Here is a 25,046-nt window from a genome sequence, read left to right on the forward strand (position 1 = left end):
CGCATATGCATGAGGCTTGTACTCGTGCGCTCAAAGAGGGGTCTGAGTTGCCAGCCACCAGGTTGTGCCACTCGGCCCCTTTATGCCGCCACGGATATCGTCGCTGCCCCGTTTGCGAAGTGGCTCCTGAATGATCTCTCCTCCAGCAGCGACGGCGCGATCAAATGTGGTCTGCACGTCAGGGACGTAAAGATGCACATGTGCGTCATTGTCATCGGCATCAGGTAAGCCACCGATCATGATGATACTGTCATCAATCCGCACTTCGGCGTGCATTAAACTGCCATCCTGATGATCATAGCGGCGTAATAAATGCGCGTGAAACACCGTTTGCAGAAATGATATCGTGCCTTCCGGGTCGTGGCAGACGAGGTAGGGGCTTAGCGAGGGGTAGTCTGTGGGTTTCCAAGACTCGGACATTGGTGTGCCTCCTTCAGCCTATTTCAGCCGGGCGGTTATTGACGGCCCACTCAATAATCTACCGTAACTTTAATAATATTCTACAGAAACAATAATTTGAGAAATAAAAAAACAGGCAGCCGAAGCTGCCTGCCATATCACTTGCTTGTGATGGGTCCGCTTTTGATGCGGATTTAGTCGCGCAGAAGCTCGTTGATACCGGTCTTGGAGCGAGTCTTTTCGTCCACGCGCTTCACGATCACGGCGCAATAGAGATTGACGCCATTCTTGGATGGCATGGAACCTGCGACCACGACGGAATAGGGCGGTACTTCGCCGTACATTACTTCGCCGGTTTCGCGGTCAACGATCTTGGTGGACTGGCCGATAAAGACCCCCATGCCGAGCACGGAACCTTCGCGCACGATCACACCTTCGACCACTTCAGAACGCGCGCCGATAAAGCAGTTGTCCTCAATGATGGTGGGACCAGCCTGCATCGGTTCCAGAACGCCGCCGATACCGACACCGCCAGAGAGGTGCACGCCTTTGCCGATCTGCGCGCAGGAGCCGACTGTGGCCCAGGTATCAACCATGGTGCCTTCGTCGACATAGGCGCCGAGATTCACGAAAGACGGCATCAGTACCACACCGGGAGCAATATAGGCGGATTTGCGGACGATGCAGTTCGGCACCGCGCGGAAGCCTGCGGATTGCCAGTCAGACGCCTCCCAGCCCTTAAACTTGCTGTCGACCTTGTCCCACCAGCCAGAGCCCTGCGGGCCGCCGGATTGCTCTTCCATGTCTTTCAGACGAAAGCCCAGCAATACGGCTTTTTTTGCCCACTGGTTCACGTGCCAGTCACCGCTGTCCTGTTTTTCCGCCACACGCAGTTTGCCGCTGTCGAGTGCGGCGAGTGTTGCCTCAATGGCGTCGCGGGTTTCGCCTTTGGTGGCGGGGGTGATGGTGTCACGGGCCTCCCAGGCGGCCTCGATTGCGGTTTCCAGCTGCGCGTTGGACATGTGTTCCGGCTCCGGGTTTTTGTTGGATTCGGGCGCTTATAGCCGCAAAAGCCAGATGCGTCATGCCCTGAACACGCCCATACGCGCGGGCGAAGCGGCAGGTAAGCAGATGTGTGGGGGCTATCTTTAGCTGACCCGCCGCAGGTGGCGGCGCAGGATATCGCAGGCCAGTGTCAAATCCTGTGCCCTGACAGCCTCCAGTAGAGCTGCATGATCGCTGTCTGGGCGCGATACCCAACGGTCACGCCAATAGGCAAAGAGATGCCGGGCCGCAGTGATATGAAGGTCTTCGATCGATGACAGCAGTCGTGGCATCGCACAAGGCACGAGCAATGCAAAATGAAACCGGCGATTGCAGCGATCCCAAGTGATCATGTCACGCGCGGCGTCGCAGGCGATGCGGGCTGCGTCCACTTCTGCCAACGTCTGATCATCATGGCGGGGCAGGGCATGCGTCAGAGCCAGAACCTCCAAGGCAACCCGCATTTCGATCACTTCTCGGATCTCTGTCGGTTCCAGCTCGGTGACACGCATGCCCTTGTGGGGCACTGATTTTGCAAGCCCTTTTGCTTCCAGTCGCAAGAAAGCTTCGCGTACCGGCACATGGCTCACTTCATAATCGCGCGCGATATGGTCCTGCCGCAGTTTCTCACCCGCGGGCAGATCGCCGGTCACGATCCGTTCCATCAAGGCGCGAAATATCTTGTCGACTGCGGTTTCACTCATGTCCGTTCGATAGGGGGCGATGACCAATGCCGCAAGACTTTCCGGCCCTTAGGTGAAGGAGACATCAAGTTGTGTGGCGGGATCGCTTAGGGGTTCAGGGTCAATATTGCCACCGCACAAGAGCACCGCGACTTTTTCACCACGTGCGGGCAGATACGCGCCGCACATCAATGCGGCCAGAGCCGTGGCCCCTGCAGGCTCCACCAGCAGGCGATGATCGCGCCAGAGCGCATGTTGTGCCGCTTCAATGGCGGCATCCGGAACAATTACGCTAGGCGTGCGCGCGTTGTGAGCAAGATCAAAACAGATATCGCCGATCCGCCGAGCGCCCAGCGCATTGGCGGCAATACCACTAACATCAACATTTGTGGGCTTACCTGCCATCAGGGCTGCTTTTAGTGCGCAGGACGTAGCAGGTTCCACCGCAACCACTTTGCGACGGTTCTCAAACCACCCCAATGCGCCTCCAATGAGACCGCCGCCACCAACCGCGATCAGCACGGTGTCTGCATCTAGCCCTTGCTCTTCCCATTCCGCAAAAAGAGTACCCTGTCCCGCGACCGTCGCGGGCGCATCATAAGCATGGATCTGCATGGCACCTGTCTGCAATTCCCAATCCTGTGCGGCCTCCAGCGCATTTGCATAGGCTCCGGGAACAACCTCCAGATCCGCACCTGTCGAGCGGATCAGGTCGATCTTTGTCTGTCCGGCAATTTCCGGCACGTAGATCTTGGCATTGTGCCCTAATGCCCGCGCAGCAAAGGCGACGGCCGCGCCATGATTGCCGCCAGATGCTGCAACCAGACCGGCCTCGGGGACGGGATTTGACAGCAACGTATTGAATGCGCCGCGTGCCTTAAAGCTGCCCGCATGTTGAAGATGTTCGAGCTTCAACTCTACCGGAAAGGCGAGGCCGAAGCTCTGCACCGAGACGGTTGGGGTTTCCACCACATGCGCGGCAATTCTGTTGTGCGCGCCGGAAATCTGGGTTGTCCAATCCATCGTCGTACCTCGTCTCAGTGCGTTTGCGGCGAACCCTAGGGAAATGCTCGCAGGAGGCAAGGGGATAGATGACAGGATTTGAGCGCTGGCCTGAGCAAGGCGCTCGGGCTATGACAGGGTCTGACCTTTTGGATCAAAGAACAGGCAAGATTTGATATGAGTGACGACCGCAATAGCCGTTTCCCCGATGCCCGCGCAGACCGTAGCCGCGCCGAACATGTACCCGTTACGCCGCAGACCCAGTCGCCAGTCTATCAGCTAGCCTTCGCGGATGAGGGTTTTTTGTGCCGTGAGGAACTGCGCCCAGTGCGGTTGCAGTTGGAACTGTTGAAGCCGCAGCTGATGCTTGATGAAAAAGGCATCGAGAGCACCGTCGTGATGTTCGGCGGCGCTCGCATACCGGCCCCTCGCGACAAGGATAAGGCGCGTACTCAGACGCTCGCGGATCTTAGTCATTTCTATGATGAGGCACGCGAGTTCGCGCGCAAGATGACCGAGAAGTCCAAGGCTTCTGGCGGGCGTCGTCATGTTGTTGTGACAGGGGGCGGACCCGGTGTGATGGAGGCTGGAAACCGTGGCGCGGTAGATGCCGAAGGTGAATCCATCGGGCTCAATATCGTGTTGCCACACGAGCAGGCTCCGAATGAATTTGTCACACCTGAACTTTGCTTCAACTTCCACTATTTTGCGATCCGCAAGATGCATTTCCTGATGCGGGCGGAGGCGATCTGCGTCTTTCCGGGTGGATTTGGCACCCTAGATGAGCTGTTTGAGGCGCTGACGCTGATCCAGACCGGTCGCATGGAACCGGTGCCGTTCCTGCTCTTTGGTCGCAGTTTCTGGGAGAAGATCATCAATTGGGAGGCGCTGGCGGATGCGGGCACTATCTCCGAGCAGGATCTTGATCTGTTTAAATTTGTCGAAAGTGCAGATGAGGCGATTGAGGCGATTGATGCATGGAACCCGGTCCCTGCACGTCAAAACTTGCCCGGTCGCGAGCGCTAAGCGTCACCGCTATACCTGAAATTTGGTCGCAAGAGCAGCGACAGACGACCGCGCGCCGGGCCCATGGGGCCCGGCGCGCGGGTCCGCCCGAAAGGGCGGAAACCTATGGCCAAAAGTCGTTTTCCCTTGTGGGTGGGATGGGAACGTTTGTGGGAACGTCGGGAGCGCGTTAGACCATAAGAATTTGGAAAACCTGACGACCGATCAGTTCATATCCGCAGGCAAAATACCGACGGCTTCACCGCGCGGCAGACGTGTCAGCACCTGTGCACCGTCTTCGTCGCGGATGGCATATCCATAGCCACGCAGGCGAAATTGCCATTCACGCGGGCTCAGTGCTTTACGCCGTTCCTCACGCACCAACGAGAGAATACCATCATCCATTTGCGCGATCTGCTGTCCAATCATCATTCTGCCCTTTGCTCTATTTGCTGTCCGGAGATTGTTTCCGTGTACTGTTTCTGATTCTGAGACTGTCGGCCTCAGGTGGCGCAAATTTTGCTAAAATTGGGAAAGAATAAGGCGCTACGATTATTCGCAGCGCCTCGAAGGATCTCAGTTGTGTTGGCAAGGCTCAGCTTTGGCCCATGCCCGCCTCGGCTTCGATCTGTTTACGACTCTTGCGAGCGCGTTCGGTGGCGGATTTCAACTGACCGCAGGCCGCCATGATGTCATCACCACGCGTCTTGCGGATCGGTGAGGCGTAACCGGCCTGATAGATGATGTTCGCGAAGGCCCGGATACGGTTGTTTGACGACCGTTTGTAGGGCGCTCCGGGCCACTCATTGAAGGGAATGAGGTTGATCTTTGCCGGGATGTTGTAGCGTTTGATATGCTCCAACAGCCGGTGCGCATCCTCATCAGAGTCATTCACCCCATCCAGCATCACATACTCAAAGGTGATCCGCTCGGAGTTCGACACTTTGGGATAATTCGCCAAGGACTGCAAAAGCTCATCAATGTTCCAGCGCCGGTTGATTGGCACCAGCACATCGCGCACCTCATCGGTGGTGGCGTGGAACGAGATCGCCAACAAGCAGCCAATCTCTTCCGCGGTACGGGCGATTTCGGGCACCACGCCTGAGGTCGACAGGGTAATGCGACGGCGTGACAGCGATATCCCTTCGGGGTCCATCGCAATCTTCATCGCATCACGCACGTTTTCAAAATTATAGAGAGGCTCGCCCATGCCCATCAGCACAATGTTGGACAACAGACGAGTCTCGTCTTTGGGCGCGCCGGGCGTCGGCCATTCCTCCAGATCATCACGCGCCATCATCACCTGACCGATGATCTCAGCGGGCGTCAGATTGCGCACCAGCTTCTGGGTGCCAGTGTGACAGAAGGAACAGGTCAGCGTACATCCCACCTGCGACGAAATACACAGCGTCCCGCGATCATCTTCTGGGATGTAGACCACTTCGACCTCATGGCCGCCATTGATCCGCACCAGATATTTTCGGGTGCCATCGGTTGAGACTTGTTTGGACACAACCTCAGGAATGCGGATCTCGAATGTTTCCTCAAGCTGGGCGCGATACGCCTTGGCGAGGTTGGTCATCTCAGAGAAATCACGCACGCCCCACTGATAAATCCACTGCCAGATCTGTCCGACCCGCATCTTCGCCTGTTTTTCCGGCGTGCCATGCTCCATCAGCACTTCCCGCATGCGGTCACGGGTCAGGCCGACAAGGTTTATCTTGCCACCTTCCGGCTCCTTGCGAGGCAGGGTCAGAACATCTTGGGTGATCGGCGCTGAGGCTGTCATGAGACGGGTCTCGCTGGCTTGTGTCAAAACGGGGCTGGATGCGGCTCTATATAGGAGATCGGCCCAAGATCAAAAGGATTCTCGTTCAACCCTGCTATGCATGGGGCAACAGGCACGTATCTCTTCTAACCCAAAATATCCCGGAGCGCGAGGCAGCGCCTCGCAAAAGAAAACGGCGAAGCCCGCGCTTCGCCGCCTCATGTAGGTGTTGATCGCTTGCGCCTCAGCCGGAACAGCGCTTTTCTGCGTCTTCAATCGCTGCAGTGAAGCCAAGCAAAGAGAAGGTATCTTTGGTTTGCGTCCCCCGCGAGGATCGTGCGGTTAGCGATGCATCTGATCCCCGCTTCATCGCGGTGATGATCTTGGCATCATCGGTCGGCGTTGCAGGCCATGCCCATTCCCCTTCGGTGAACAGCTCAAATTCGGAATCACCGATTTTCATATTCACCGTAGAACCGGGGGCGAAAGGATAGCCTCCGGTAAAGGTAACCTGACCTTTGTTGCCGCCATCCGGGCGATAAAACACAAACAGTCGAATTTCACTGCGACGCACGGCGACCACGCGGCCATCGCGGGTGTTTACCGTTTCTTTCGGTGCCGAGACGCCTATGCACTCGCGCGGAGAGGTCTCTTCAAAGACGCTCCAATCCACATGCGCACCCACGCGGTTATCTGTCGTTGCTTGCTGTGCGCTTGCGGTGGTGGCCATGCCAGCCAGCATAAGCGCGCCTGCTAAGCGACGGAGTTTCAATGCCATACGTCCCGCCTCCAAGACTGTCTTCCTCAATTGTCTCCGGGCCTTGTGTGCGGTGTTTTGCACACCGTCTGTGCCCATGCCTCATGATCCTTGACACAAGCATATTAGCGGAACGAGGGCCATGCGCAATTGCTGGGTTTGGCAGGTTTTTGCCGCCTTTTCCTTGAAAAGCCGGGGTTTTGAATGTCTGCTGCGATTAAAATTCCTAAAAACAAAGAGCCAAGCCTATGACCAGCCCGATCGCCCCTGCACCTTTTACCGAAATTTGGCGGGGTAGCCTGCTCGAAAGCCAGCACCTCGGCCATGCCGTGATCTGCAACGGCAAAGGGGAGGTTGTGCGCGTTTGGGGCAACCCGGAACAGGTGATCTATCCACGCAGTTCCTGCAAAATGGTACAGGCACTTCCGCTTTTGACCTCGGGGGCTGCGGCGCGCTACGGGTTGACGCGCGAGCAGCTCGCGCTGGCTTGTGCCTCTCATAACGGCGCGCGCATCCACATTGACCGGGTCAGCAATTGGCTTGAACAATTGGACCTCAGTGAGGGTGACCTGCGTTGTGGCGCACAGAAACCGCGTGATAGTGAAGTGCTGCATAGTCTTATCAAACATGACGACAGCCCGTGCCAAATCCACAACAACTGCTCGGGGAAGCACGCAGGTTTCCTAACGCTCTCTCAGCACTTGGGAGCGGGATCTGAGTATGTGGAGATCGACCACCCGGTACAGCAGGCCTGCCAAGAGGCGTTTGAAGAAGCCACCGGCGAGACCAGCCCCACATATGGCATAGACGGGTGCTCTGCGCCTAATTTTGCATGCAGCATTACAGGACTTGCGCGCGCCATGGGCTGGTTTGCTTCGGCACATACCCGCAACGGGCGCGCTGATGATGCGGCGGTACAGTTGCGCGAAGCCATGGCACTGCATCCGGAGTTGGTGGCTGGCGAAGGTCGCGCCTGCACGGCCTTGATGCGGGATATGGGCGGTAAGGTCTCCGTAAAAACAGGGGCGGAGGGCGTGTTTGTTGCCATCCTCCCCGAGCAAGAGCTGGGGATTGCACTGAAAGTCGTGGATGGCACCACGCGCGCGGCTGAGAACGCGATCACAACCCTACTGGTGAGCCTTGGCGCGCTCGATGGCAACAGCCCCTCGGCGAAGTCCTATATGAGTGCGCCAATTACCAATTGGAACGGCATCCACTGTGGGGAAATGCGACCCGCCGCTGGCCTGCAGTTCTAACTGTCCAGATTTTGCAGGTTACAGAAGATCCCAGATCAGTTTCAGGGCAAGGGTGACGGTCGTCAGAACCAACAGCGGCTTGATCACCTTTGCCCCCTGTTTTTGGGCAAGTCCCGCTCCAACTCGCGCACCTGCGATCTGAGCAAGACCCATGGCGAGGCCGGTGAACCACCACGGTGTTGCCACAACCGCAAAAGCCGCCAGTGCGCCCGCGTTTGATGCGAAGTTCAACAGCTTTGTGTGCGCGGTCGCCTTGAGCACTCCGTAGCCTGCAAGCCCCACAAAGGCGAGCATATAGAAACTGCCCGCACCGGGACCGAGCAAACCGTCATAGGCTGCACAGAGGGGCACCAGGGTGGCCGCAAAGACTGCAGGCGACAAACGGCGTGCGCGGTCCACATCGTTCAGCCCCTTCTTGGTGGCAAAAAACACTGCGATTCCGATCAAAAGGACCGGCAGGGCATAGCGGATCAGATCGACCGGCAGCACCGACACCAAAAGCGCCCCGCCGATGGAGGCGAAAAACGCGATTACCGCAGGTTTCCATTGTGTACCAAGGTCCACATGGCCGCCGCGGGCATAGGTGATCGCCGCCGTGGCCGCGCCAAACAGCCCCTGGATCTTGTTGGTTGCAAGCGCCGTGACCGGGTTGGCGCCTGCAATGAGCAGGACGGGCACTGTGATGAGCCCGCCGCCACCGGCGACCGCGTCAATAAAACCAGCGGCAAAGCCCGCTGCCATCAACAGCAGCAGCACCTCGAAGGTGACTTCGAACATTTAATTATCCTTTGAAATCGTCCCGGCTGTAGCCCTGCACATACAAAAGAGCCGTCAGATCGCCGTGATTGATGCGGATGTTGCACTCTGCCGCGACCGAGGGTTTGGCGTGCAGCGCCACGCCAGCCCCCGCACGGGTCAACATGCCAAGATCATTGGCCCCATCACCAACCGCAATCACGTCTGCCTCAGAAATACCAAGGCGCGCAGTGATTTGTTCCAGCGCTTCGACCTTGGCCTCGCGGCCAAGAATCGGGTGGCCCACCTCGCCTGTCAGCGTGCCCTCTGCGACGATCAGAGTATTGGCGCGGTTTTCGTCAAATCCCAGTTCCGCCGCGACACGCGCGGTAAAGGCGGTAAATCCCCCAGAAACCAGCGCCGCATATGCCCCATCGGCTTTCATCGTCGCCAAGAGTGCGCGGCCCCCCGGCATAAAGGTGATGCGGTTGTCCAGAACCTCAGAGATCACAGATTCGGAAAGGCCCTTGAGCAATCCCACACGCTCGGTCAGCGCGCCCTCGAAATCCAATTCGCCATTCATCGCGCGGGCGGTGATGTCTTTGACCCGTGCGCCAACACCGGCTTCATCCGCCAGCTCGTCGATGCACTCCTGCTGGATCATGGTCGAGTCCATGTCTGCCAGAAGCATCTTCTTGCGCCGTCCCTCAGTGAATTGCAGCACCAGATCGACGCTCATGCCTTGCAGATCGTTCCAGACCTCCCATTGATTGTCGGGAAGCGCTTCCAGCGTGAACTCCGCCGCAATGCCGGGGTTCAGCCAATGGGCCTTACCCCCGCCCCAAGCGTTCCTCAGCGACTCGACGAGTGAAGGTTCCAGCGTCGGATTGGCAGGGTTCACGAGCAGGGTGGCGACATGCATGGGTGTTCTCCGTTCAAGGCGGGTTGTCTTCTCTTAACGAGGGCTTACCCGTGGCACCAGCCCGGAGGGGCAAGGGGCATAAAAGTTTCCGATTGGCGTCATTCGGGGTCGCAAAATTTTCCCAAAGCGGCGCAAACGGTCGATTTTCCCAGTTGCGCGGAATCGCACCCCCGCATATCGCTGTCGGTGGGACACCCCTCCCCAACGAGGGGCGCTTATCTGGAAGGGTAGCATTTATGGCTATTGCACAACCGGCATCGCGGCCGGCCAATCCGCGTTTTTCTTCTGGCCCCTGCGCCAAACCCCCCACCTATGATCTGTCCAAACTCGCTGGCGCGCCTCTGGGTCGCAGCCACCGCGCTGCTGTTGGCAAGGAAAAGCTCCTCGCCGCCATCGAAGGCACCCGCGAGGTTCTGGGCATTCCCGCAGACTACAAGATCGGCATCGTGCCTGCGTCCGACACTGGCGCGGTCGAGATGGCGATGTGGAACCTGCTGGGTGAGCGCAAAGTTGAGATGCTCGCCTGGGAAAGCTTTGGCGCAGGCTGGGTCACCGATGTGGTGAAGCAGCTGAAAATCGACGCTGAGGTCAAGACCGCCGACTATGGCGACATCGTCGATCTCGCGACGGTGGACCCCGATAATGATGTGGTTTTCACATGGAACGGCACCACCTCCGGCGTGCGGGTTCCCAATGGCGACTGGATCAATAACGACCGCGAAGGTCTGACAATATGTGACGCGACCTCTGCGGCCTTCGCGCAGGAACTGCCATGGCAGAAGCTGGATGTGACGACCTTCTCCTGGCAAAAGGTGCTGGGCGGCGAAGCGGCACATGGCGTGATCGTCCTCAGCCCCCGCGCAGTCGAGCGCCTGGAGAGCTATACGCCCGCATGGCCGCTGCCGAAAATCTTCCGCCTGACCAAGGGTGGCAAACTGATCGACGGTATTTTCACCGGTGCAACTATCAACACGCCGTCGATGCTGGCGGTTGAGGACTATCTGTTCGCGCTCGATTGGGCGCGGTCGGTGGGCGGCCTTGAGGGGTTGATTGGTCGGGCCAATGCCAATGCCAATGCGATCCACGCCTTTGCCTATGCCAACGACTGGATTGAAAACCTCGCCAATGATCCGGCGACGCGCTCCAACACCTCTGTGTGTCTGAAGTTCACCGACAAGCGGATCAAGGACGGTGCGAGCTTTGCCAAGGCTGTGGCCAAGCGGCTGGAGGCCGAGGGCATCGCCTACGATATCGGTGCTTACCGGGACGCGCCTGCCGGTCTGCGGATCTGGTGTGGCGGCACGGTCCAGACGGCCGACATCGAGGCCATGCTGCCGTGGCTCGCATGGGCCTTTGAGGCCGAGATCGCCGCGCAAGGCTAAAGGATAGCGTCTGGGCGTCAGCCCAGGCTGCACCCAACCACTCCCGCTATTCCAGGCCGCCCCTCGGCCCCCGCAGACAAAGGACCAATGCAAATGGCCCCCAAAGTACTCATCTCCGACAAACTCTCGGACGCCGCCGTTCAGATCTTCCGTGACCGCGGCATTGACGTGGATTTCCTGCCCGACGTGGGCAAGGACAAAGAAAAGCTGGCTGAAATCATCGGCCAATATGATGGCCTCGCGATCCGCTCCGCCACCAAAGTGACGCCGACCATTCTGGAAAACGCCACCAACCTCAAGGTGATTGGCCGTGCCGGGATCGGCACCGACAACATCGACAAGGAAGCTGCGTCGAAGAAGGGTGTGATCGTCATGAACACTCCCTTCGGCAACATGATCACCACCGCCGAACATGCGATTGCGATGATGTTCGCCGTTGCGCGACAGGTCCCCGAGGCCTCTGCCTCGACCCATGCGGGCAAGTGGGAAAAGTCCAAATTCATGGGCGTTGAGCTGACCGGCAAGACCCTCGGCGTGATTGGCGCTGGCAACATTGGTGGCATCGTCTGCGACCGCGCCCGGGGCCTGAAGATGAAGGTTGTGGCCTATGATCCGTTCCTATCCGAGGAAAAGGCCAAGAAGATGCAGGTCGAAAAGGTCGAACTGGACGAACTGCTCGCGCGCGCCGATTTCATCACTCTCCATGTGCCGCTGACCGAGCAGACCAAGAATATCCTGAGCCGCGAAAACATCTCCAAAACCAAGAAGGGCGTGCGCATCATCAACTGTGCCCGTGGTGGTCTGGTGGACGAAGATGCACTGGCCGAAGCACTGACCTCGGGTCATGTTGCAGGGGCGGCCTTTGATGTGTTCTCTGTGGAACCGGCTAAGGAAAACCCTCTGTTCAACCTGCCCAATGTAGTTTGCACACCGCACCTTGGGGCCGCAACAACTGAGGCGCAGGAAAACGTGGCGCTGCAAGTCGCGGACCAGATGGCAAACTATCTGCTGACCGGTGCGGTGGAAAACGCACTCAACATGCCATCAGTGACTGCTGAAGAAGCCAAAGTTATGGGTCCGTGGATCAAACTGGCTGACCATCTCGGTGCTTTTGCAGGCCAGATGACGGATGAGCCGATCACTGCGATCAATGTGCTCTATGATGGTGTCGCGGCAGACATGAACCTCGATGCGCTGAACTGTTCGGTGGTCGCGGGCATCATGAAAAAGGTGAACCCTGATGTGAACATGGTCTCCGCGCCTGTGGTTGCCAAAGAACGCGGTATCCAGATATCCACCACCAATCAGGACAAATCCGGCTCGTTCGATGGTTACATCAAGGTGACCGTGGTGACGGCCAAACGCGAGCGTTCCGTCGCGGGCACCGTCTTCTCCGATGGCAAGCCGCGCTTCATCCAGATCAAGGGCATCAATATCGACGCCGAAGTGGGCGCGCACATGCTCTACACCACCAACAAGGACGTTCCGGGCATCATCGGTACCTTGGGGCAGACCCTTGGTGATATGGATGTGAACATCGCCAACTTTACGCTGGGCCGGAATGAGGTTGGCGGCGAGGCAATCGCGCTTCTTTATGTGGATGCAGAAGTTCCAGCCGATGCACGCGCGAAACTGGCGGAGACTGGGTATTTCACCCAGATCAAACCGCTGGCATTCGACGTCGCCTGAACCGGGTGATTTGAAAAGAATGCGGGCTCATCGAAGGATGGGCCCGTTTTTTGTATTAAATACCTGTTTTTACTTGCCCTGACGCGCCCGCGCGCCATTGTGGCGGCAAATGGCCTCGGACGCATTTACTCCGGTGCGATGACCGCCTCTGACTGCAGACAACCGAAAGACGCCTCTCCTATGACCAAACCTATCTACGCAATCGGTGACATTCACGGACAGACCGAACAGCTTGAGCGCGCGTTGGAGCTGATCACCGTGGATGGTGGTGCTGAGGCGGAGGTGGTCTTTGTGGGCGACTATGTGGACCGCGGTCCTGACAGCCGGGGTGTTATTGATCGTTTGATGCAAGGTCAGGCCGACGGCCGCAATTGGACCTGCCTCAAGGGCAATCATGACCGTATGTTTACCTGGTTTATGGAAGATTTTCCGCGAGAAGACCCGCATCTTCCGGTTGAGCTCTATTATTTACAGGAACGCATCGGCGGCGCGCAGACGCTGGCCTCCTATGGTGTGGACTGCGGCCCGAGTGATCGTAAATCCCGTGTGCATGAGGCCGCACGCGCGGCAGTTCCTGCTCAACATTTGGCTTGGATCGATTCGTTGCCTCTGTCCCATCAGGCAGGTGAGCAGTTCTTTGTGCATGCAGGTATTCGCCCGGGTGTGCCACTGAAGGAGCAGACCGAGCACGATATGCTATGGATTCGGCAGGGGTTTCTTGAGAACACCGAGAGCCACCCGCATCTGATCGTACATGGGCACACTGCAGAGAAATGTCCGGTTCATTATGGCAATCGTGTCGATATTGACTGTGGGGCAGGGTACGGGCGTACCCTCGTGCCCGTGGTGTTCGAAGGGGATAAGGCATGGTGCCTGACCTCCGAGGGGCGCAAACCACTGGAACCTCGCCAGTCATAGGGCACGGCACACGCCAGAAGCGATTTTGCGAGAGAATTGTTGTTACGACACCCGTAAAGGTTGTATAACGATGTGCGTGGCTAACGCGCTGTTCCTTTGTAGCCCCCTGCAAGCAGGATCCCCTGTCTTCAGCGGCGTTTAGTTATGCTTCACGTTGTCCTTACTGTGGCAGGCACCCCGGATCGGGGTTGCCTGCCTCTTTTCGTTTGAACGCGGACTAACGCCCAGTCCAATCCAACACGACCTTACCGCTTTGGCCTGACTTCATGGCTGTAAAGCCCTGCCCGAAATCATCAACAGAAAAGCGGTGAGTGATTACTTTGCTTACATCGAGACCGTTTTGCAGCATGGCGATCATCTTGTACCAGGTTTCGAACATCTCGCGGCCATAGACGCCTTTGATAGTGATCGCCTTAAAGACGATGCGCGACCAATCGACCGGGGATTTGCCCGGTGGAATCCCAAGAAGTGCGATCTTGCCACCCATCACTAGGGCCTCAACCATTTGGTCCAGCGCCTGCTGGTTGCCGGACATCTCAAGCCCGACGTCAAAGCCTTCTTTCAGACCCAGCTCGTGCTTCACGTCATTCAGGTCTTCCTTGGCCACGTTGACGGTACGCACCCGCGCGACCTGTTCCGCCAATGCCAGACGGTCACCGTTCACATCCGTGATGACCACATGTCGCGCCCCGGCGTGGCGGGCGACGGCTGCTGCCATAATGCCGATGGGGCCTGCGCCGGTGATCAGCACATCTTCACCCAGCAAATCAAAGCTCAGCGCGGTATGCACGGCATTGCCCAGCGGGTCGAGGATCGCGCCAATTTCATCCGGAATGTCGTCAGGCAGGGGCACCACATTAAACGCGGGAAGGCGCAGATATTGCGCAAATGCGCCTTGCTCGTTGACCCCGATCCCGCGGGTGCCCGGATCAAGGTGAAACTTGCCAGAGCGTGACTGACGGCTCTCGGTGCCGATCAGATGCCCCTCGCCCGAGCAACGCTGCCCGACCGAGAGCCCGGTCACGTTCCGCCCCAGCTCCACGATCTCGCCTGCGAATTCATGGCCGGTAATCATCGGCACGGGCACGGTATGTGCGGCCCAATCGTCCCAGTTCCAGATGTGAATGTCGGTGCCGCAAATGCCGGTTTTGTTGACCTTGATCAGAACATCATCCGGCCCGATGTCCGGTACCGGCGCCTGCACCATCCAGAGACCCTCTTCGGGTTTGGATTTTTCAAGGGCTTTCATTGTGTTGGGCAGCATGTCAGATCACTCCACAGGCTTTGCCCGCACGCTCAAACGCGCCGAGGGCTCGGGTTAATTCTTCACGGGTCAGTGCGGCATTCATCTGGGTGCGGATGCGGGCCTGGCCCTTGGGCACGACGGGAAAGAAGAAGCCGGAGACATAGACGCCTTCGTCAAAGAGTTTGGTTGCCATGGCTTGTGCGAGCTTGGCGTCTCCCAGCATCACCGGGATGATCGGGTGTTCGCCGGGCAGCAGGTCGAACCCCAGTTCGGTCAGGCCCTCACGCCAGAATTTAGCGTTCTCGAACAGCTGCTTGCGGAGATCCTCGCCCTCTTCAACCAGACGAATTGCTTCCAGTCCCGCCGCCACGACCGCAGGCGGCAACGAGTTTGAAAACAGATAGGGCCGTGCGCGCTGACGCAACAGGTCAATCACCGGTTGCGGTCCGGCGATATAGCCGCCAATCGCACCGCCCAGCGCCTTGCCCAGTGTGCCGGTCAGGATGTCGACGTCGACACCAAAATGATCCGGCGTGCCGGCCCCATGCGGCCCCATGAACCCCGTCGCATGACAGTCATCGACCATAACCACCGCATCATAACGGTCGGCTATTTCGCGGATTGCAGGCAGGTTGGCCAGATAACCATCCATGGAAAACACGCCATCGGTGGCCACCATGACGTGGCGTGCACCAGCTGCACGGGCGTCTTTCAGCTTGGCCTCCAGATCTGCCATGTCGTTGTTGGCATAGCGGTAGCGCTGCGCCTTGCAGAGGCGGATGCCGTCGATGATGGAAGCGTGGTTCAGACTGTCGGAGACAATCGCATCCTCTGGCCCAAGCAAGGGTTCGAACAGCCCGCCATTGGCGTCAAAACAGGCGGCAAACAGGATCGAATCGTCCTTGCCCAGGAATTTTGCAATGCGCTGCTCCAGCTCGCGGTGCAGATCCAGCGTGCCGCAGATGAAACGGACCGAAGCCATACCATAGCCCTTGTCGTCCATCACAGTCTTTGCAGCGGCAATCAGATCTGGATGATCGGCCAAGCCAAGATAGTTGTTGGCACAGAGGTTGATGACCGCGCGGTCGCCCACCCGGATCTCGCCGCCCTGAGGCGAGGTGATCATTCGTTCGTGCTTGTAAAGACCATCGGCTTCGATCTGCGTCAGGGTTTCGCTGATGTGGCTGAGGAAAGCATTGGACATGAGCACGACTCCGGTTGTTTTCCGAAGTCTGTCATAGTGGACATGTGTCCGTAAAGGTGGAATTTCACCTTTGCGGAAAAAAATCCGTGATTGCGGAATTTATATCTTCTAACTGAAAATATCCCGGGGTGAATTGGCCGCGAGGCCAAGAGGGGCCGCGCCCCTCAACTGTTCTTCACAATCAGGAATACACGCGCAGCGCCGTCCGGGGCGGCAATCGCGTGCGAAACATCGGCCGCATAGCGGGCTGTATCTCCCGGCGAGAGGCGATCCTCAGCCGTACCGGAGGTCAAGACAACCGTTCCCTCCAAGACCGTCAGTTGCTCCCGAGTGCCGGGCGCATGGGGTTGGCTGATCAAGGCCCCTCCAGCAGCAAAGCTGATGTCATAGACCTCATGCCCGCCGACATCTTCAGGCGGAGACAGGATGGCGATGGTGCATTGCGCGGCCTTGCTGTCGATCACCGGCACATCCCGCGCGCGCAGAACATCGATGCGGTCCACCGTTTCGCTGGCCTCCAACAGTCCGGCGAAATCCACCTGAAGCGCGCGGGTGAGATTCCAAAGTGTTGCGATCGTGGGAGAGCTCTCCCCCCGTTCGATCTGGCTCACCATTGAGCGGCTGACTCCGGAAAGGTTCGCCACCGCCTCTAGGCTCAACCCTTGTGCCCGGCGTGCCTCTTTCAGGCGGGCGGGCAAAAGGGTCAGGATATCGTCTGTTGTGTCCGTCATGACGGAAGTAGTGGCGCGCGCCGCAGTGGCTGTCAATGACGGGACGTCCTGCGGGACAGGTTTATGCTGCGGGTGCATACTGGCGCAAACGGACATGAGGAGTGAGACATGACGGATATCGTGATTTTGGACGGCGCGCGCACGGCGATTGGTGCCTTTGGTGGCGCATTGGCACAAACTGCGCCGATCGATCTGGGCGCGACGGTGGCCAAGGCAGCAATGGAGCGTTCCGGTGTTGAGCCTGCGCAAATCGGCACCGTGGTCTACGGCCATGTCATCAACACCGAGCCGCGCGACATGTATTTGTCGCGGGTGGCCGCGATGCAGGCAGGTATTCCCGAAACCACACCGGCGATGAATGTGAACCGGCTGTGTGGATCGGGCGCGCAAGCAATTGTTTCGGGCATTCAGGCCTTGATGCTGGGAGACGCGGAGTTCGCGCTTACGGGTGGTTCCGAGAACATGTCGCGCAGTCCTTTCATCACGCCTTCGACCCGCTGGGGGCAAAAAATGGGCGATGTGAAATCGCTCGACATGATGCTGGGCGCGCTCAATTGCCCCTTTGGGACTGGCCATATGGGGGTGACGGCAGAGAATGTCGCAGACGAGCATGAGATCACCCGTGAACAGATGGACGAATTTGCCATGGCCAGCCAGACCCGCGCTGCAGCGGCGATTGAGGCGAGCTATTTCCAAAGCCAGATTGTACCGGTCGAGGTAAAAATCAAACGCGATATGGTGCCGTTTGAAGTGGACGAGCACCCCAAAGCCACCTCTCTGGAAGCGCTCGCAGGCCTGCGCCCGGTGTTTCAGAAGGATGGCCGTGTCACGGCGGGCAATGCGTCGGGGATCAACGATGGCGCAGCGGCACTGGTGCTGGCAACCGGTGAGGCGGCGGAGAAGGCCGGTCTGAAACCCAAGGCACGCGTTCTGGGGTATGCCCATGCGGGCGTGCGGCCCGAGGTAATGGGCGTTGGTCCGATTCCGGCGGTGGAGCAGCTGCTGAAGCGCATCGATATGACCGTCGGGGATTTCGATCTCATCGAGTCAAACGAGGCCTTTGCAGCACAGGCACTGGCGGTGAACAAAGTGCTCGGGCTGGACGCCGCCAAAGTGAACCCCAATGGCGGTGCGATCGCATTGGGGCATCCGGTGGGGGCAACCGGAGCCATCATTACCGTCAAGGCGCTGTATGAGCTGGAACGCACGGGCGGTCGCCGGGCGATCATCACCATGTGTATCGGTGGTGGTCAGGGTATTGCACTGGCAGTCGAGCGTCTTTGACCTGATCGGGCGGAGGGGCGTTGCCCCTCTGCGCTGGCGCGCATTCACCCCAGGATATTTTAGGTTAGAAGAGGGTGCTGATATCGTCGGCACCCTCTTTTGTTATATTGCATGCGTGATGATGAGAGTGGCGAGGACACCAACAGCTGCGCCCGCGGCTGCGGCACGTTTCCAAGGGCGACGAGCAGATTTGTCTTCAGGTTCCTGCGCCTGGGCGATCAGGGCACGTTCCACCAAAGTCGGCAGGCGCGGGCCAAAGCGGGCCAAGACCAGCGCGGTCTTGCCCAGATCAGACGCGATAGCGCGGGGACCGATGGAGGATTTGATGTAGTCCTCCACCACCGGTTTTGCGACATCCCAGATGTTGATGCGCGGATCGAGCGAGCGGGCGACGCCTTCGACCACCACCATGGTGCGCTGCAACAGGATCAACTCGGTACGGGTTTCCATGCCGAAGCGTTCTGTCACCTCAAAGAGGTAATTCAAGAGCCGCCCCATGGAGATATGAGTGGCGTCCATGCCAAAGATTGGCTCGCCTACTGCACGCAGGGCGCGGGCGAACTCGTCCACATCCTGCGTGGCGGGTACATAGCCTGCCTCGAAATGGACCTCGGCCACGCGTTGATAGTCGCGTTTGATGAAACCATAGAGGATCTCGGCATAGACCCGGCGAGTATAAAGGTCGATATGGCCCATGATGCCAAAATCATAGGCAATGATGTCGCCATTGGCGGCGACCTTCATATTGCCTTGGTGCATGTCAGCATGGAAATACCCGTCGCGCAGCGCATGGTTCAGGAACAGGGACAAAACCCGTTCACCCAGCGCGTGACGGTCGTGGCCCGCGGCGTCCAGCGCGTCATTGTCGCCAATCGGCAACCCGTCGGCCCAGCCCAGTGTCATTACCCGGCGGGCCGAGTAATTCCACAGCACTGGCGGAAGTTGGAAGCCCGCGTCATTGGAGGTGTTATCCGCGAACTCTGAGGCGGCCGCACTTTCAAGGCGCAGATCCAATTCGCCACGGACAACGCCATCGAAGTGGGTGATCACATCCATGGGGCGCAGACGTTTGGCGCCGGGTGCGAAAAGTTCAGCAATGCGGGCGGCAAAGTAGAATGCATCCACATCCTTGCGGAAGGCACGCTCAACACCGGGGCGCAAAACCTTGACGGCGACGTCCTGACCGGTCTCTGTCAGGCGGGCGCGATGGACCTGCGCGATGGAAGCCGCAGCGATAGGTTCGGAGAATTCCGTGAAAATCTCATCGACCGGGCGGCCCAGTTCCTTGGCGACCTCTGCCATGGCGACTTCGCGCGGGAAGGGGGGGAGTTTGTCCTGCAAGACACGCAACTGCCGCGCCATATCCTCGCCAACCACGTCGGGGCGGGTTGAGAGCACCTGACCGAATTTAATGTAGGCGGGTCCCAATGCAGTGATCGCGCGGGTTGCCGGTGGCATGGATGGGTCGCCCTTGTAGCCTAGCCACTGGAAAGGCCAGCCAAGTGTATAGGCCACCATGCGCAAAGGGGCTGGCGCGTCAAAGGCGTCGAGTACCACATTCATGGCGCCAGTGCGCACCATAGTCGCGCCTGTGCGGATCAGGCGGATGATATTGTGAGGTCCGCGCATCGATCAGATCTTCCAGCCCGAGTGCAGAGCGGCAATGCCCATCGACATGTTGCGGTATTTGGCATTTTCAAACCCGGCCTGTTTTACCATTCCGAGGAATGTGTCTTGATCCGGGAAGTTGCGGATCGATTCCACGAGATATTGATAACTGTCATAGTCACCTGCGATCATCTGCCCCATTCGCGGGATCACGTTGAAGCTATAGAGATCATAGAGTTTTTGCAGCCCGTCGTTGGGCAATTGGCTGAACTCCAGCACCATCAGGCGTCCGCCGGGTTTCAGGACGCGGTAGGCTTCGTTCAGGGCTTCTTGCGGGCGGGTCACATTCCGAATTCCGAAAGAAATAGTATAGACGTCGAAGGTGTTATCTTTGAACGGCAGCGCCATTGCGTCGCCGGTCACCCAGTCCAAACTCTCGGCCATTTGTTCGGCCTCTGCCCGTTTGCGACCCTCTTCCAGCATCGGTGTGGTCAGATCAAGCACGGTGGAGTGACCGTAGCCTGCACGTTTTAGGAAACGGAAGGAGATGTCGCCGGTGCCGCCCGCCACATCCAGCAGACGCTGACCGGGGCGCGGCGCGAGCCAGTCCATCATTGCATCCTTCCAGATTCGGTGGATGCCGACGCTCATCACATCGTTCATGATGTCATATTTCGAGGCAACGGAGTTGAAGACCCCCTGAACCCGGCCTGCCTTTTCGTGCTCCGGCACGGTTTCAAAGCCGAAATGGGTGGTGCTGTCAGATTTCTCGGTCATTGGCCTTGTCGTCCTCGCAGTTTCGCACTTGTTATAGAGCGCTCACGGGGCGGCACAATGCGCCCTTCTGTCAGGGGAGTCCTCTAATGCCTGAATTGCCCGAGGTCGAGACGGTGATGCGGGGCCTGCAACCCTCTATGGAGGGGGAGGTCATCACCCGCGCCGATGTGAACCGGCCCGATTTGCGCTGGCCTTTTCCGGATCGTATGGCGGACCGGCTATCGGGGCGCAGGGTGCTGTCGATGCGACGGCGGTCGAAATACATCCTTGCTGACCTTGATAGCGGCGAGACGCTCTTGGTTCACCTTGGTATGTCAGGGCGGATGACGGTATCGGGTGACCCGCTTGGCCAGTTTGTGCATGCGCATCCGCAAATCGCCAAACATGATCATGTGGTCTTTCACATGGAAAATGGCGCGCGGGTCACTTTTAATGATCCTCGCCGCTTTGGTGCGATGGACCTGCTGGATACGGCGACAGCCGACAGTCACAAGCTGCTTGCGGTGCTGGGACCGGAGCCTTTGGGGAACGATTTCCATGAAAATCACCTTGTCACAGCCTTCAAGGGCCGCAAGACGCCCGTGAAATCCGCGCTGCTCGATCAGGGAATCATCGCGGGCCTTGGCAATATCTATGTCTGTGAGACGCTTTTCCGTGCGGGCATTTCGCCACGTCGCGAAGTTGGAAAAATCAGCGCGCCGCGCGTTGCAGCGCTGGTTCCTATCATTCGTCAAGTGTTGCTAGACGCGATTGCAGCGGGGGGATCGTCGCTCAAGGATTTTCGCCAAGCCAATGGCGAACTTGGATATTTTCAACATACCTTTGATGTATACGGGCGCGAAGGAGAGCCTTGCCGACGGGCTGGCTGTGGGGGGACAGTCTCTCGAATCACCCAATCCGGGCGGTCGTCCTTCTACTGTGGCAAATGCCAAAGATAGCTTGAAAGCGAGAGCCGCCGTGATAATGACTCTGGTTCAGGAGAAACAACCGAAAGCGAATTGTCATGGCCTATGAGACGATCAACGTCGATACTCAGGACCACGTCTGCCTCATCAAGCTGAACCGGCCTGAAGCGTTGAACGCGCTCAATTCCGTCCTTCTGGGCGAGTTGTGTGCCGCTTTGGAAGAAGCGGACGCCAGCGACAAAGTGCGCTGCATCGTGCTGACCGGCTCGGAAAAAGCCTTTGCAGCGGGCGCCGACATCAAAGAGATGTCGGAGATGAGCTATGTCGACGTATTCACGTCGAATCTTTTTGCCGACACCAATGATCGGATTTCGGCCATCCGCAAACCGATTATCGCGGCTGTATCCGGCTACGCGCTGGGCGGGGGCTGCGAGGTTGCCATGATGTGTGATTTCATCATCGCAGCAGAAACCGCAAAGTTCGGCCAACCCGAGATCAACCTCGGTGTGATCGCAGGCATGGGCGGTACTCAGCGCCTGACCCGGTTTGTCGGGAAGTCGAAGTCGATGGATATGAATCTGACGGGCCGCTTCATGACTGCCGAAGAGGCGGAGCGGGCTGGTCTGGTGTCGCGCGTGGTTCCGGCCAAGAAACTGATCGAAGAGGCGATGGCCGCGGCCAATAAGATCGCCGAGAAATCAGTTCTGACCTCGATTGCCGCCAAGGAGGCAGTCAATCGCGCGTATGAATTGCCGCTGAGCGAGGGCATGCTCTTTGAACGGCGGGTCTTCCATTCCATGTTTGCAACGGAAGACCAGAAGGAAGGTATGGCAGCTTTCCTAGAAAAGCGCGAAGCGCAGTTCCGGGACAAGTAACCAGATTTGGTGAGGCTCTGTGCCGATGCAAATGACGTCGCACGGGCCCCACTGATATCTAAAATACTATGGCCTCCGGTTAGATAGCGAAGTTTGAAAACGGGCCCGCGGGCCCGTTTTTTGCATTCTCCTCGGCGAGACACTCCAAGAAACGGTGTTTCAAGGGATCGCTTGCGCTTTGTGCGCGAATCCAGTAATGACCACCGTCATACATGCGCGTGCAGCCCGCTTAGGCTAGAATCACGACCGGTGATCCGATCCGGGTTCGGCTGGCATTCGCCATAATTGAACACTACGAACTCGAAGATAAGGTCACCACACCATGGCAAACACTCCTCAGGCTAAGAAGCGCGCACGTCAGAACGAAAAGCGCTTTGCCATCAACAAAGCTCGTCGTTCGCGCATCCGCACCTACCTGCGTAAAGTCGAAGAAGCCATCGCATCCGGCGACAAAGAAGCTGCAACCGCAGCTCTGCGTGCGGCTCAGCCCGAACTGATGCGCGGCGTGACCAAAGGCGTTTACCACAAAAACACCGCGTCCCGTAAAATCTCCCGCCTGTCTGCGCGGGTGAAAGCGCTGGGCTAACGCTCTTCTTACGCTGGCCAGTCCGGCGATTCTGATGTCGCGCCACTAGCGGCGTTGATCCAGATTTCAACATGAAAAAGCACCGCTGATGGCGGTGCTTTTTTGTTTGAAGGATTCCGGTCACTTCTGACGAGTCGCAGAGATTCTTTGTCGTCCAAGCCCGAGTCAACATCATAGTTTCGTTGCCGCTCTATGTCCGAAATTGCTACCACTGTTGCAGCGATTCATTCGCTGGGGGGACAGGCTGCTCGCGACAACTCTGACGGGCATTAGAGTTGTTATAGCCGGTGATCTGCGCGCTGCGCGTGGCACCGGAACAATGAAGTATAAGGCGTAGTGCGCCGCGCACTTCACGTTAGGCATCTGTCTCATTCAGTGAATTAAGGGCGAACGTTTTTTCGTTGCGGCCATTTTGTGTGTTGCCGCACGTTACATGACGTTGTTTTCGGTTATCGAAACACGTGAAGGTCAGTTTGCATGCAGGCTGGCGACGTTCTTTCTGTGCCCGATCGTGACCGGATTGTTCTGAGCAGAACAGCCGGACTGGGACGAAACGATAGGCCGAAAATCCGGCCATAACACAGGATGCGTGAGGCGCAGCATGACAGACGACACATGGGGTCTACTAAGAAAACGTTTGCTAAAGACGGTCGGGCAGAACAACTTTACAACATGGATTGAGCCGCTTGAGCTGGATCAGGTCGACGGAGGCGTGGCAACATTCCACGTGCCCACCAATTTTATGGGCAACTACGTCAGCCAGAACTTTGCAGATCTGATTCTGCATGAGTTCAACAAATCGGGGGAACCTGTGCAGCGACTGGCCTTCAAGGTTGCCGCAAACTCTCCAACCCGTCCGGTGCAGCCGACGGTGTCCGAAGCTATCGAAGAGCCTACTCCTGCTCCGACAACCATTGTGGATCAGGGGACCACTCAGGAAGGAAGCGCCTCTGTGAAATCGCCGCTGGAAGAACTGCAGGCGGCGCCTTTGGATCCGCGTTTCACCTTCGACAGCTTTGTTGTCGGCAAACCCAACGAATTGGCGCATGCTGCCGCGCGCCGCGTCGGTGAGGGTGGTCCTGTGACATTTAACCCGCTGGTGCTTTATGGCGGTGTGGGCCTTGGTAAAACGCACCTGATGCACGCCATCGCGTGGGAGCTGAAAGAGCGCAATCCGGAACTGAACGTTCTGTATCTGTCAGCAGAACAGTTCATGTACCGCTTTGTGCAGGCTCTGCGTGAGCGCAAGATGATGGACTTTAAACACCTTTTCCGCTCGGTGGACGTGTTGATGGTGGATGACGTTCAGTTCATCGCTGGCAAGGATTCCACGCAGGAAGAGTTCTTCCACACTTTCAATGCGCTGGTGGACCAGAACAAGCAGATCATCATTTCCGCAGATCGCGCACCCGGCGAGATCAAGGATCTTGAGGATCGCGTGAAATCGCGCCTGCAATGCGGTCTCGTGGTGGATTTGCACCCGACCGATTATGAGCTGCGTCTAGGAATTCTACAGACCAAGGTGCAACAGAACCGCAAGAACTATCCGGATCTGAAAATCGCAGATGGTGTGCTGGAACTGCTCGCGCATCGCATCTCGACCAATGTACGGGTTCTCGAAGGGGCGCTGACTCGTCTGTTCGCCTTTGCCTCCCTCGTAGGTCGTGAGATCGACATGGACCTGACCCAGGATTGTCTGGCGGATGTGTTGCGTGCTTCCGAGCGCAAAATCACCGTCGAGGAAATCCAGCGCAAGGTCTCGGAATACTACAATATCCGCATGTCCGACATCATCGGTCCCAAGCGTCTGCGGTCTTATGCACGGCCGCGTCAGGTGGCGATGTACCTGTGCAAGCAGTTGACCAGCCGCTCGCTGCCAGAGATCGGCCGTCGCTTTGGTGGCCGTGACCACACTACAGTGATGCACGGTGTACGCCGCATCGAAGAGCTCAAGACCATCGACGGGCAGATCGCCGAAGACGTCGAAATGCTGCGTCGTTCGCTCGAGGCGTAACGACAAACTTAGATCGGCAGGCTGCGCCTCAACCCCGCCTGCCAAGAGATCACGGCCCCGGATGCCCACCGGGGCCGTTCTTATTTTGCAAGCGGCAAATCTGATGCATCTTTGACTGTTTTGTGACTTTGTGGGCAGGCATGTCGCTCTGCTCTTGACGCCCCTCTCATTCCCTTGGAGAAATCAATAAAAAACCTTGTGTTGAGGGGCAGGAAGGTTAATCTGCCGTTCCGCTCGAACCACATGTTTCCAAAGA

24 protein-coding genes are annotated in these 25,046 nt (G+C 58.0%); 10 read left to right on the forward strand and 14 right to left on the reverse strand.

What is annotated here, in order from left to right; translation table 11 throughout:
• Window positions 1-30: 30 nt before the first annotated feature.
• From UB90_RS06135 to UB90_RS06150, 4 genes are all read right to left on the reverse strand, one after another.
• Window positions 31-420 carry a VOC family protein gene (locus tag UB90_RS06135; protein ID WP_065325499.1) on the reverse strand — a complete coding sequence of 130 codons (390 nt, stop codon included), beginning with the start codon at window positions 418-420 and terminating at the stop codon, window positions 31-33.
• A gap of 173 nt (window positions 421-593) precedes the next feature.
• Window positions 594-1,421: a 2,3,4,5-tetrahydropyridine-2,6-dicarboxylate N-succinyltransferase gene (gene dapD, locus UB90_RS06140; protein WP_009178109.1), complete on the reverse strand. Its 828-nt coding sequence runs from the start codon at window positions 1,419-1,421 to the stop codon at window positions 594-596.
• A 126-nt stretch (window positions 1,422-1,547) separates the two neighbouring features.
• Window positions 1,548-2,147, reverse strand: a complete 600-nt coding sequence (locus UB90_RS06145) for a GntR family transcriptional regulator (protein ID WP_204161364.1) — start codon at window positions 2,145-2,147, stop codon at window positions 1,548-1,550.
• Window positions 2,148-2,195: 48 nt separating this feature from the next.
• The gene (locus tag UB90_RS06150; RefSeq protein WP_005641578.1) at window positions 2,196-3,149 is read right to left on the reverse strand and encodes a threonine/serine dehydratase; all 954 of its coding nucleotides are present in this window, start codon (window positions 3,147-3,149) and stop codon (window positions 2,196-2,198) included.
• A 156-nt stretch (window positions 3,150-3,305) separates the two neighbouring features.
• Here UB90_RS06150 and UB90_RS06155 point away from each other — a divergent pair, with 156 nt between their 5' ends.
• Window positions 3,306-4,154 carry an LOG family protein gene (locus UB90_RS06155; protein WP_009177592.1) on the forward strand — a complete coding sequence of 283 codons (849 nt, stop codon included), beginning with the start codon at window positions 3,306-3,308 and terminating at the stop codon, window positions 4,152-4,154.
• Between the two features lie 204 nt (window positions 4,155-4,358).
• Here UB90_RS06155 and UB90_RS06160 read toward each other — a convergent pair whose 3' ends face one another.
• From UB90_RS06160 to UB90_RS06170, 3 genes are all read right to left on the reverse strand, one after another.
• Complete coding sequence (locus UB90_RS06160; protein ID WP_065325497.1) at window positions 4,359-4,565, reverse strand: hypothetical protein; 207 nt, start codon at window positions 4,563-4,565, stop codon at window positions 4,359-4,361.
• A gap of 163 nt (window positions 4,566-4,728) precedes the next feature.
• Window positions 4,729-5,922: a dual-specificity RNA methyltransferase RlmN gene (rlmN, locus tag UB90_RS06165; protein WP_065325496.1), complete on the reverse strand. Its 1,194-nt coding sequence runs from the start codon at window positions 5,920-5,922 to the stop codon at window positions 4,729-4,731.
• Window positions 5,923-6,145: 223 nt separating this feature from the next.
• Entirely contained in the window at window positions 6,146-6,679 is a 534-nt protein-coding gene (locus tag UB90_RS06170; protein ID WP_005608792.1) for an invasion associated locus B family protein, read from the reverse strand.
• Window positions 6,680-6,906: 227 nt separating this feature from the next.
• On the opposite strand from UB90_RS06170, the gene UB90_RS06175 reads away from it, so the two are divergent.
• Window positions 6,907-7,914 carry an asparaginase gene (locus tag UB90_RS06175; protein ID WP_065325495.1) on the forward strand — a complete coding sequence of 336 codons (1,008 nt, stop codon included), beginning with the start codon at window positions 6,907-6,909 and terminating at the stop codon, window positions 7,912-7,914.
• Between the two features lie 18 nt (window positions 7,915-7,932).
• On the opposite strand, the gene UB90_RS06180 is transcribed toward UB90_RS06175, so the two are convergent.
• Window positions 7,933-8,691 (reverse strand): TSUP family transporter, encoded by a 759-nt coding sequence (locus UB90_RS06180; RefSeq protein ID WP_065325494.1) that lies wholly within the window; start codon window positions 8,689-8,691, stop codon window positions 7,933-7,935.
• Between the two features lie 4 nt (window positions 8,692-8,695).
• Window positions 8,696-9,571 (reverse strand): phosphoserine phosphatase SerB, encoded by an 876-nt coding sequence (gene serB / locus UB90_RS06185; protein ID WP_065331913.1) that lies wholly within the window; start codon window positions 9,569-9,571, stop codon window positions 8,696-8,698.
• Window positions 9,572-9,807: 236 nt separating this feature from the next.
• On the opposite strand from serB, the gene UB90_RS06190 reads away from it, so the two are divergent.
• The 3 genes from UB90_RS06190 to UB90_RS06200 all read left to right on the forward strand — a co-directional run bounded on the left by UB90_RS06190 (window position 9,808) and on the right by UB90_RS06200 (window position 13,560).
• Window positions 9,808-10,953 (forward strand): phosphoserine transaminase, encoded by a 1,146-nt coding sequence (locus tag UB90_RS06190; protein ID WP_065325492.1) that lies wholly within the window; start codon window positions 9,808-9,810, stop codon window positions 10,951-10,953.
• A 93-nt stretch (window positions 10,954-11,046) separates the two neighbouring features.
• Window positions 11,047-12,642, forward strand: a complete 1,596-nt coding sequence (gene serA, locus UB90_RS06195) for a phosphoglycerate dehydrogenase (protein ID WP_065325623.1) — start codon at window positions 11,047-11,049, stop codon at window positions 12,640-12,642.
• Between the two features lie 180 nt (window positions 12,643-12,822).
• Complete coding sequence (locus tag UB90_RS06200) at window positions 12,823-13,560, forward strand: metallophosphoesterase family protein (protein WP_065325491.1); 738 nt, start codon at window positions 12,823-12,825, stop codon at window positions 13,558-13,560.
• Window positions 13,561-13,777: 217 nt separating this feature from the next.
• Here UB90_RS06200 and tdh read toward each other — a convergent pair whose 3' ends face one another.
• From tdh to UB90_RS06215, 3 genes are all read right to left on the reverse strand, one after another.
• On the reverse strand, window positions 13,778-14,809 hold the full coding sequence (gene tdh / locus UB90_RS06205; protein WP_065325622.1) for an L-threonine 3-dehydrogenase: 1,032 nt from the start codon (window positions 14,807-14,809) through the stop codon (window positions 13,778-13,780).
• 16 nt (window positions 14,810-14,825) lie between these two features.
• Window positions 14,826-16,010 (reverse strand): glycine C-acetyltransferase, encoded by a 1,185-nt coding sequence (locus UB90_RS06210; RefSeq protein WP_065325490.1) that lies wholly within the window; start codon window positions 16,008-16,010, stop codon window positions 14,826-14,828.
• 164 nt (window positions 16,011-16,174) lie between these two features.
• The gene (locus tag UB90_RS06215) at window positions 16,175-16,741 is read right to left on the reverse strand and encodes a helix-turn-helix domain-containing protein (RefSeq protein WP_005608813.1); all 567 of its coding nucleotides are present in this window, start codon (window positions 16,739-16,741) and stop codon (window positions 16,175-16,177) included.
• Window positions 16,742-16,849: 108 nt separating this feature from the next.
• Here UB90_RS06215 and UB90_RS06220 point away from each other — a divergent pair, with 108 nt between their 5' ends.
• The gene (locus UB90_RS06220) at window positions 16,850-18,025 is read left to right on the forward strand and encodes an acetyl-CoA C-acyltransferase family protein (RefSeq protein ID WP_065325489.1); all 1,176 of its coding nucleotides are present in this window, start codon (window positions 16,850-16,852) and stop codon (window positions 18,023-18,025) included.
• A 102-nt stretch (window positions 18,026-18,127) separates the two neighbouring features.
• On the opposite strand, the gene ubiB is transcribed toward UB90_RS06220, so the two are convergent.
• Entirely contained in the window at window positions 18,128-19,654 is a 1,527-nt protein-coding gene (gene ubiB / locus UB90_RS06225; protein WP_065325488.1) for a 2-polyprenylphenol 6-hydroxylase, read from the reverse strand.
• Between the two features lie 3 nt (window positions 19,655-19,657).
• Window positions 19,658-20,410 (reverse strand): bifunctional demethylmenaquinone methyltransferase/2-methoxy-6-polyprenyl-1,4-benzoquinol methylase UbiE, encoded by a 753-nt coding sequence (ubiE, locus tag UB90_RS06230; protein WP_005608820.1) that lies wholly within the window; start codon window positions 20,408-20,410, stop codon window positions 19,658-19,660.
• 86 nt (window positions 20,411-20,496) lie between these two features.
• On the opposite strand from ubiE, the gene mutM reads away from it, so the two are divergent.
• The 4 genes from mutM to dnaA all read left to right on the forward strand — a co-directional run bounded on the left by mutM (window position 20,497) and on the right by dnaA (window position 24,790).
• A complete protein-coding gene (mutM, locus tag UB90_RS06235) occupies window positions 20,497-21,348 on the forward strand; it encodes a bifunctional DNA-formamidopyrimidine glycosylase/DNA-(apurinic or apyrimidinic site) lyase (protein WP_065325487.1) in 852 nt (283 codons plus the stop codon).
• A 65-nt stretch (window positions 21,349-21,413) separates the two neighbouring features.
• Window positions 21,414-22,190, forward strand: coding sequence for an enoyl-CoA hydratase (locus UB90_RS06240; RefSeq protein ID WP_005608826.1), 777 nt, complete (start codon window positions 21,414-21,416; stop codon window positions 22,188-22,190).
• A gap of 322 nt (window positions 22,191-22,512) precedes the next feature.
• Window positions 22,513-22,776 carry a 30S ribosomal protein S20 gene (gene rpsT, locus UB90_RS06245; RefSeq protein ID WP_005608828.1) on the forward strand — a complete coding sequence of 88 codons (264 nt, stop codon included), beginning with the start codon at window positions 22,513-22,515 and terminating at the stop codon, window positions 22,774-22,776.
• Between the two features lie 601 nt (window positions 22,777-23,377).
• Window positions 23,378-24,790 carry a chromosomal replication initiator protein DnaA gene (gene dnaA / locus UB90_RS06250; protein ID WP_065321455.1) on the forward strand — a complete coding sequence of 471 codons (1,413 nt, stop codon included), beginning with the start codon at window positions 23,378-23,380 and terminating at the stop codon, window positions 24,788-24,790.
• Window positions 24,791-25,046: the final 256 nt, after the last annotated feature.

The sequence above is a fragment of the Tritonibacter mobilis genome, from assembly GCF_001681715.1.
In the GTDB taxonomy this organism is placed as follows: domain Bacteria; phylum Pseudomonadota; class Alphaproteobacteria; order Rhodobacterales; family Rhodobacteraceae; genus Epibacterium; species Epibacterium mobile.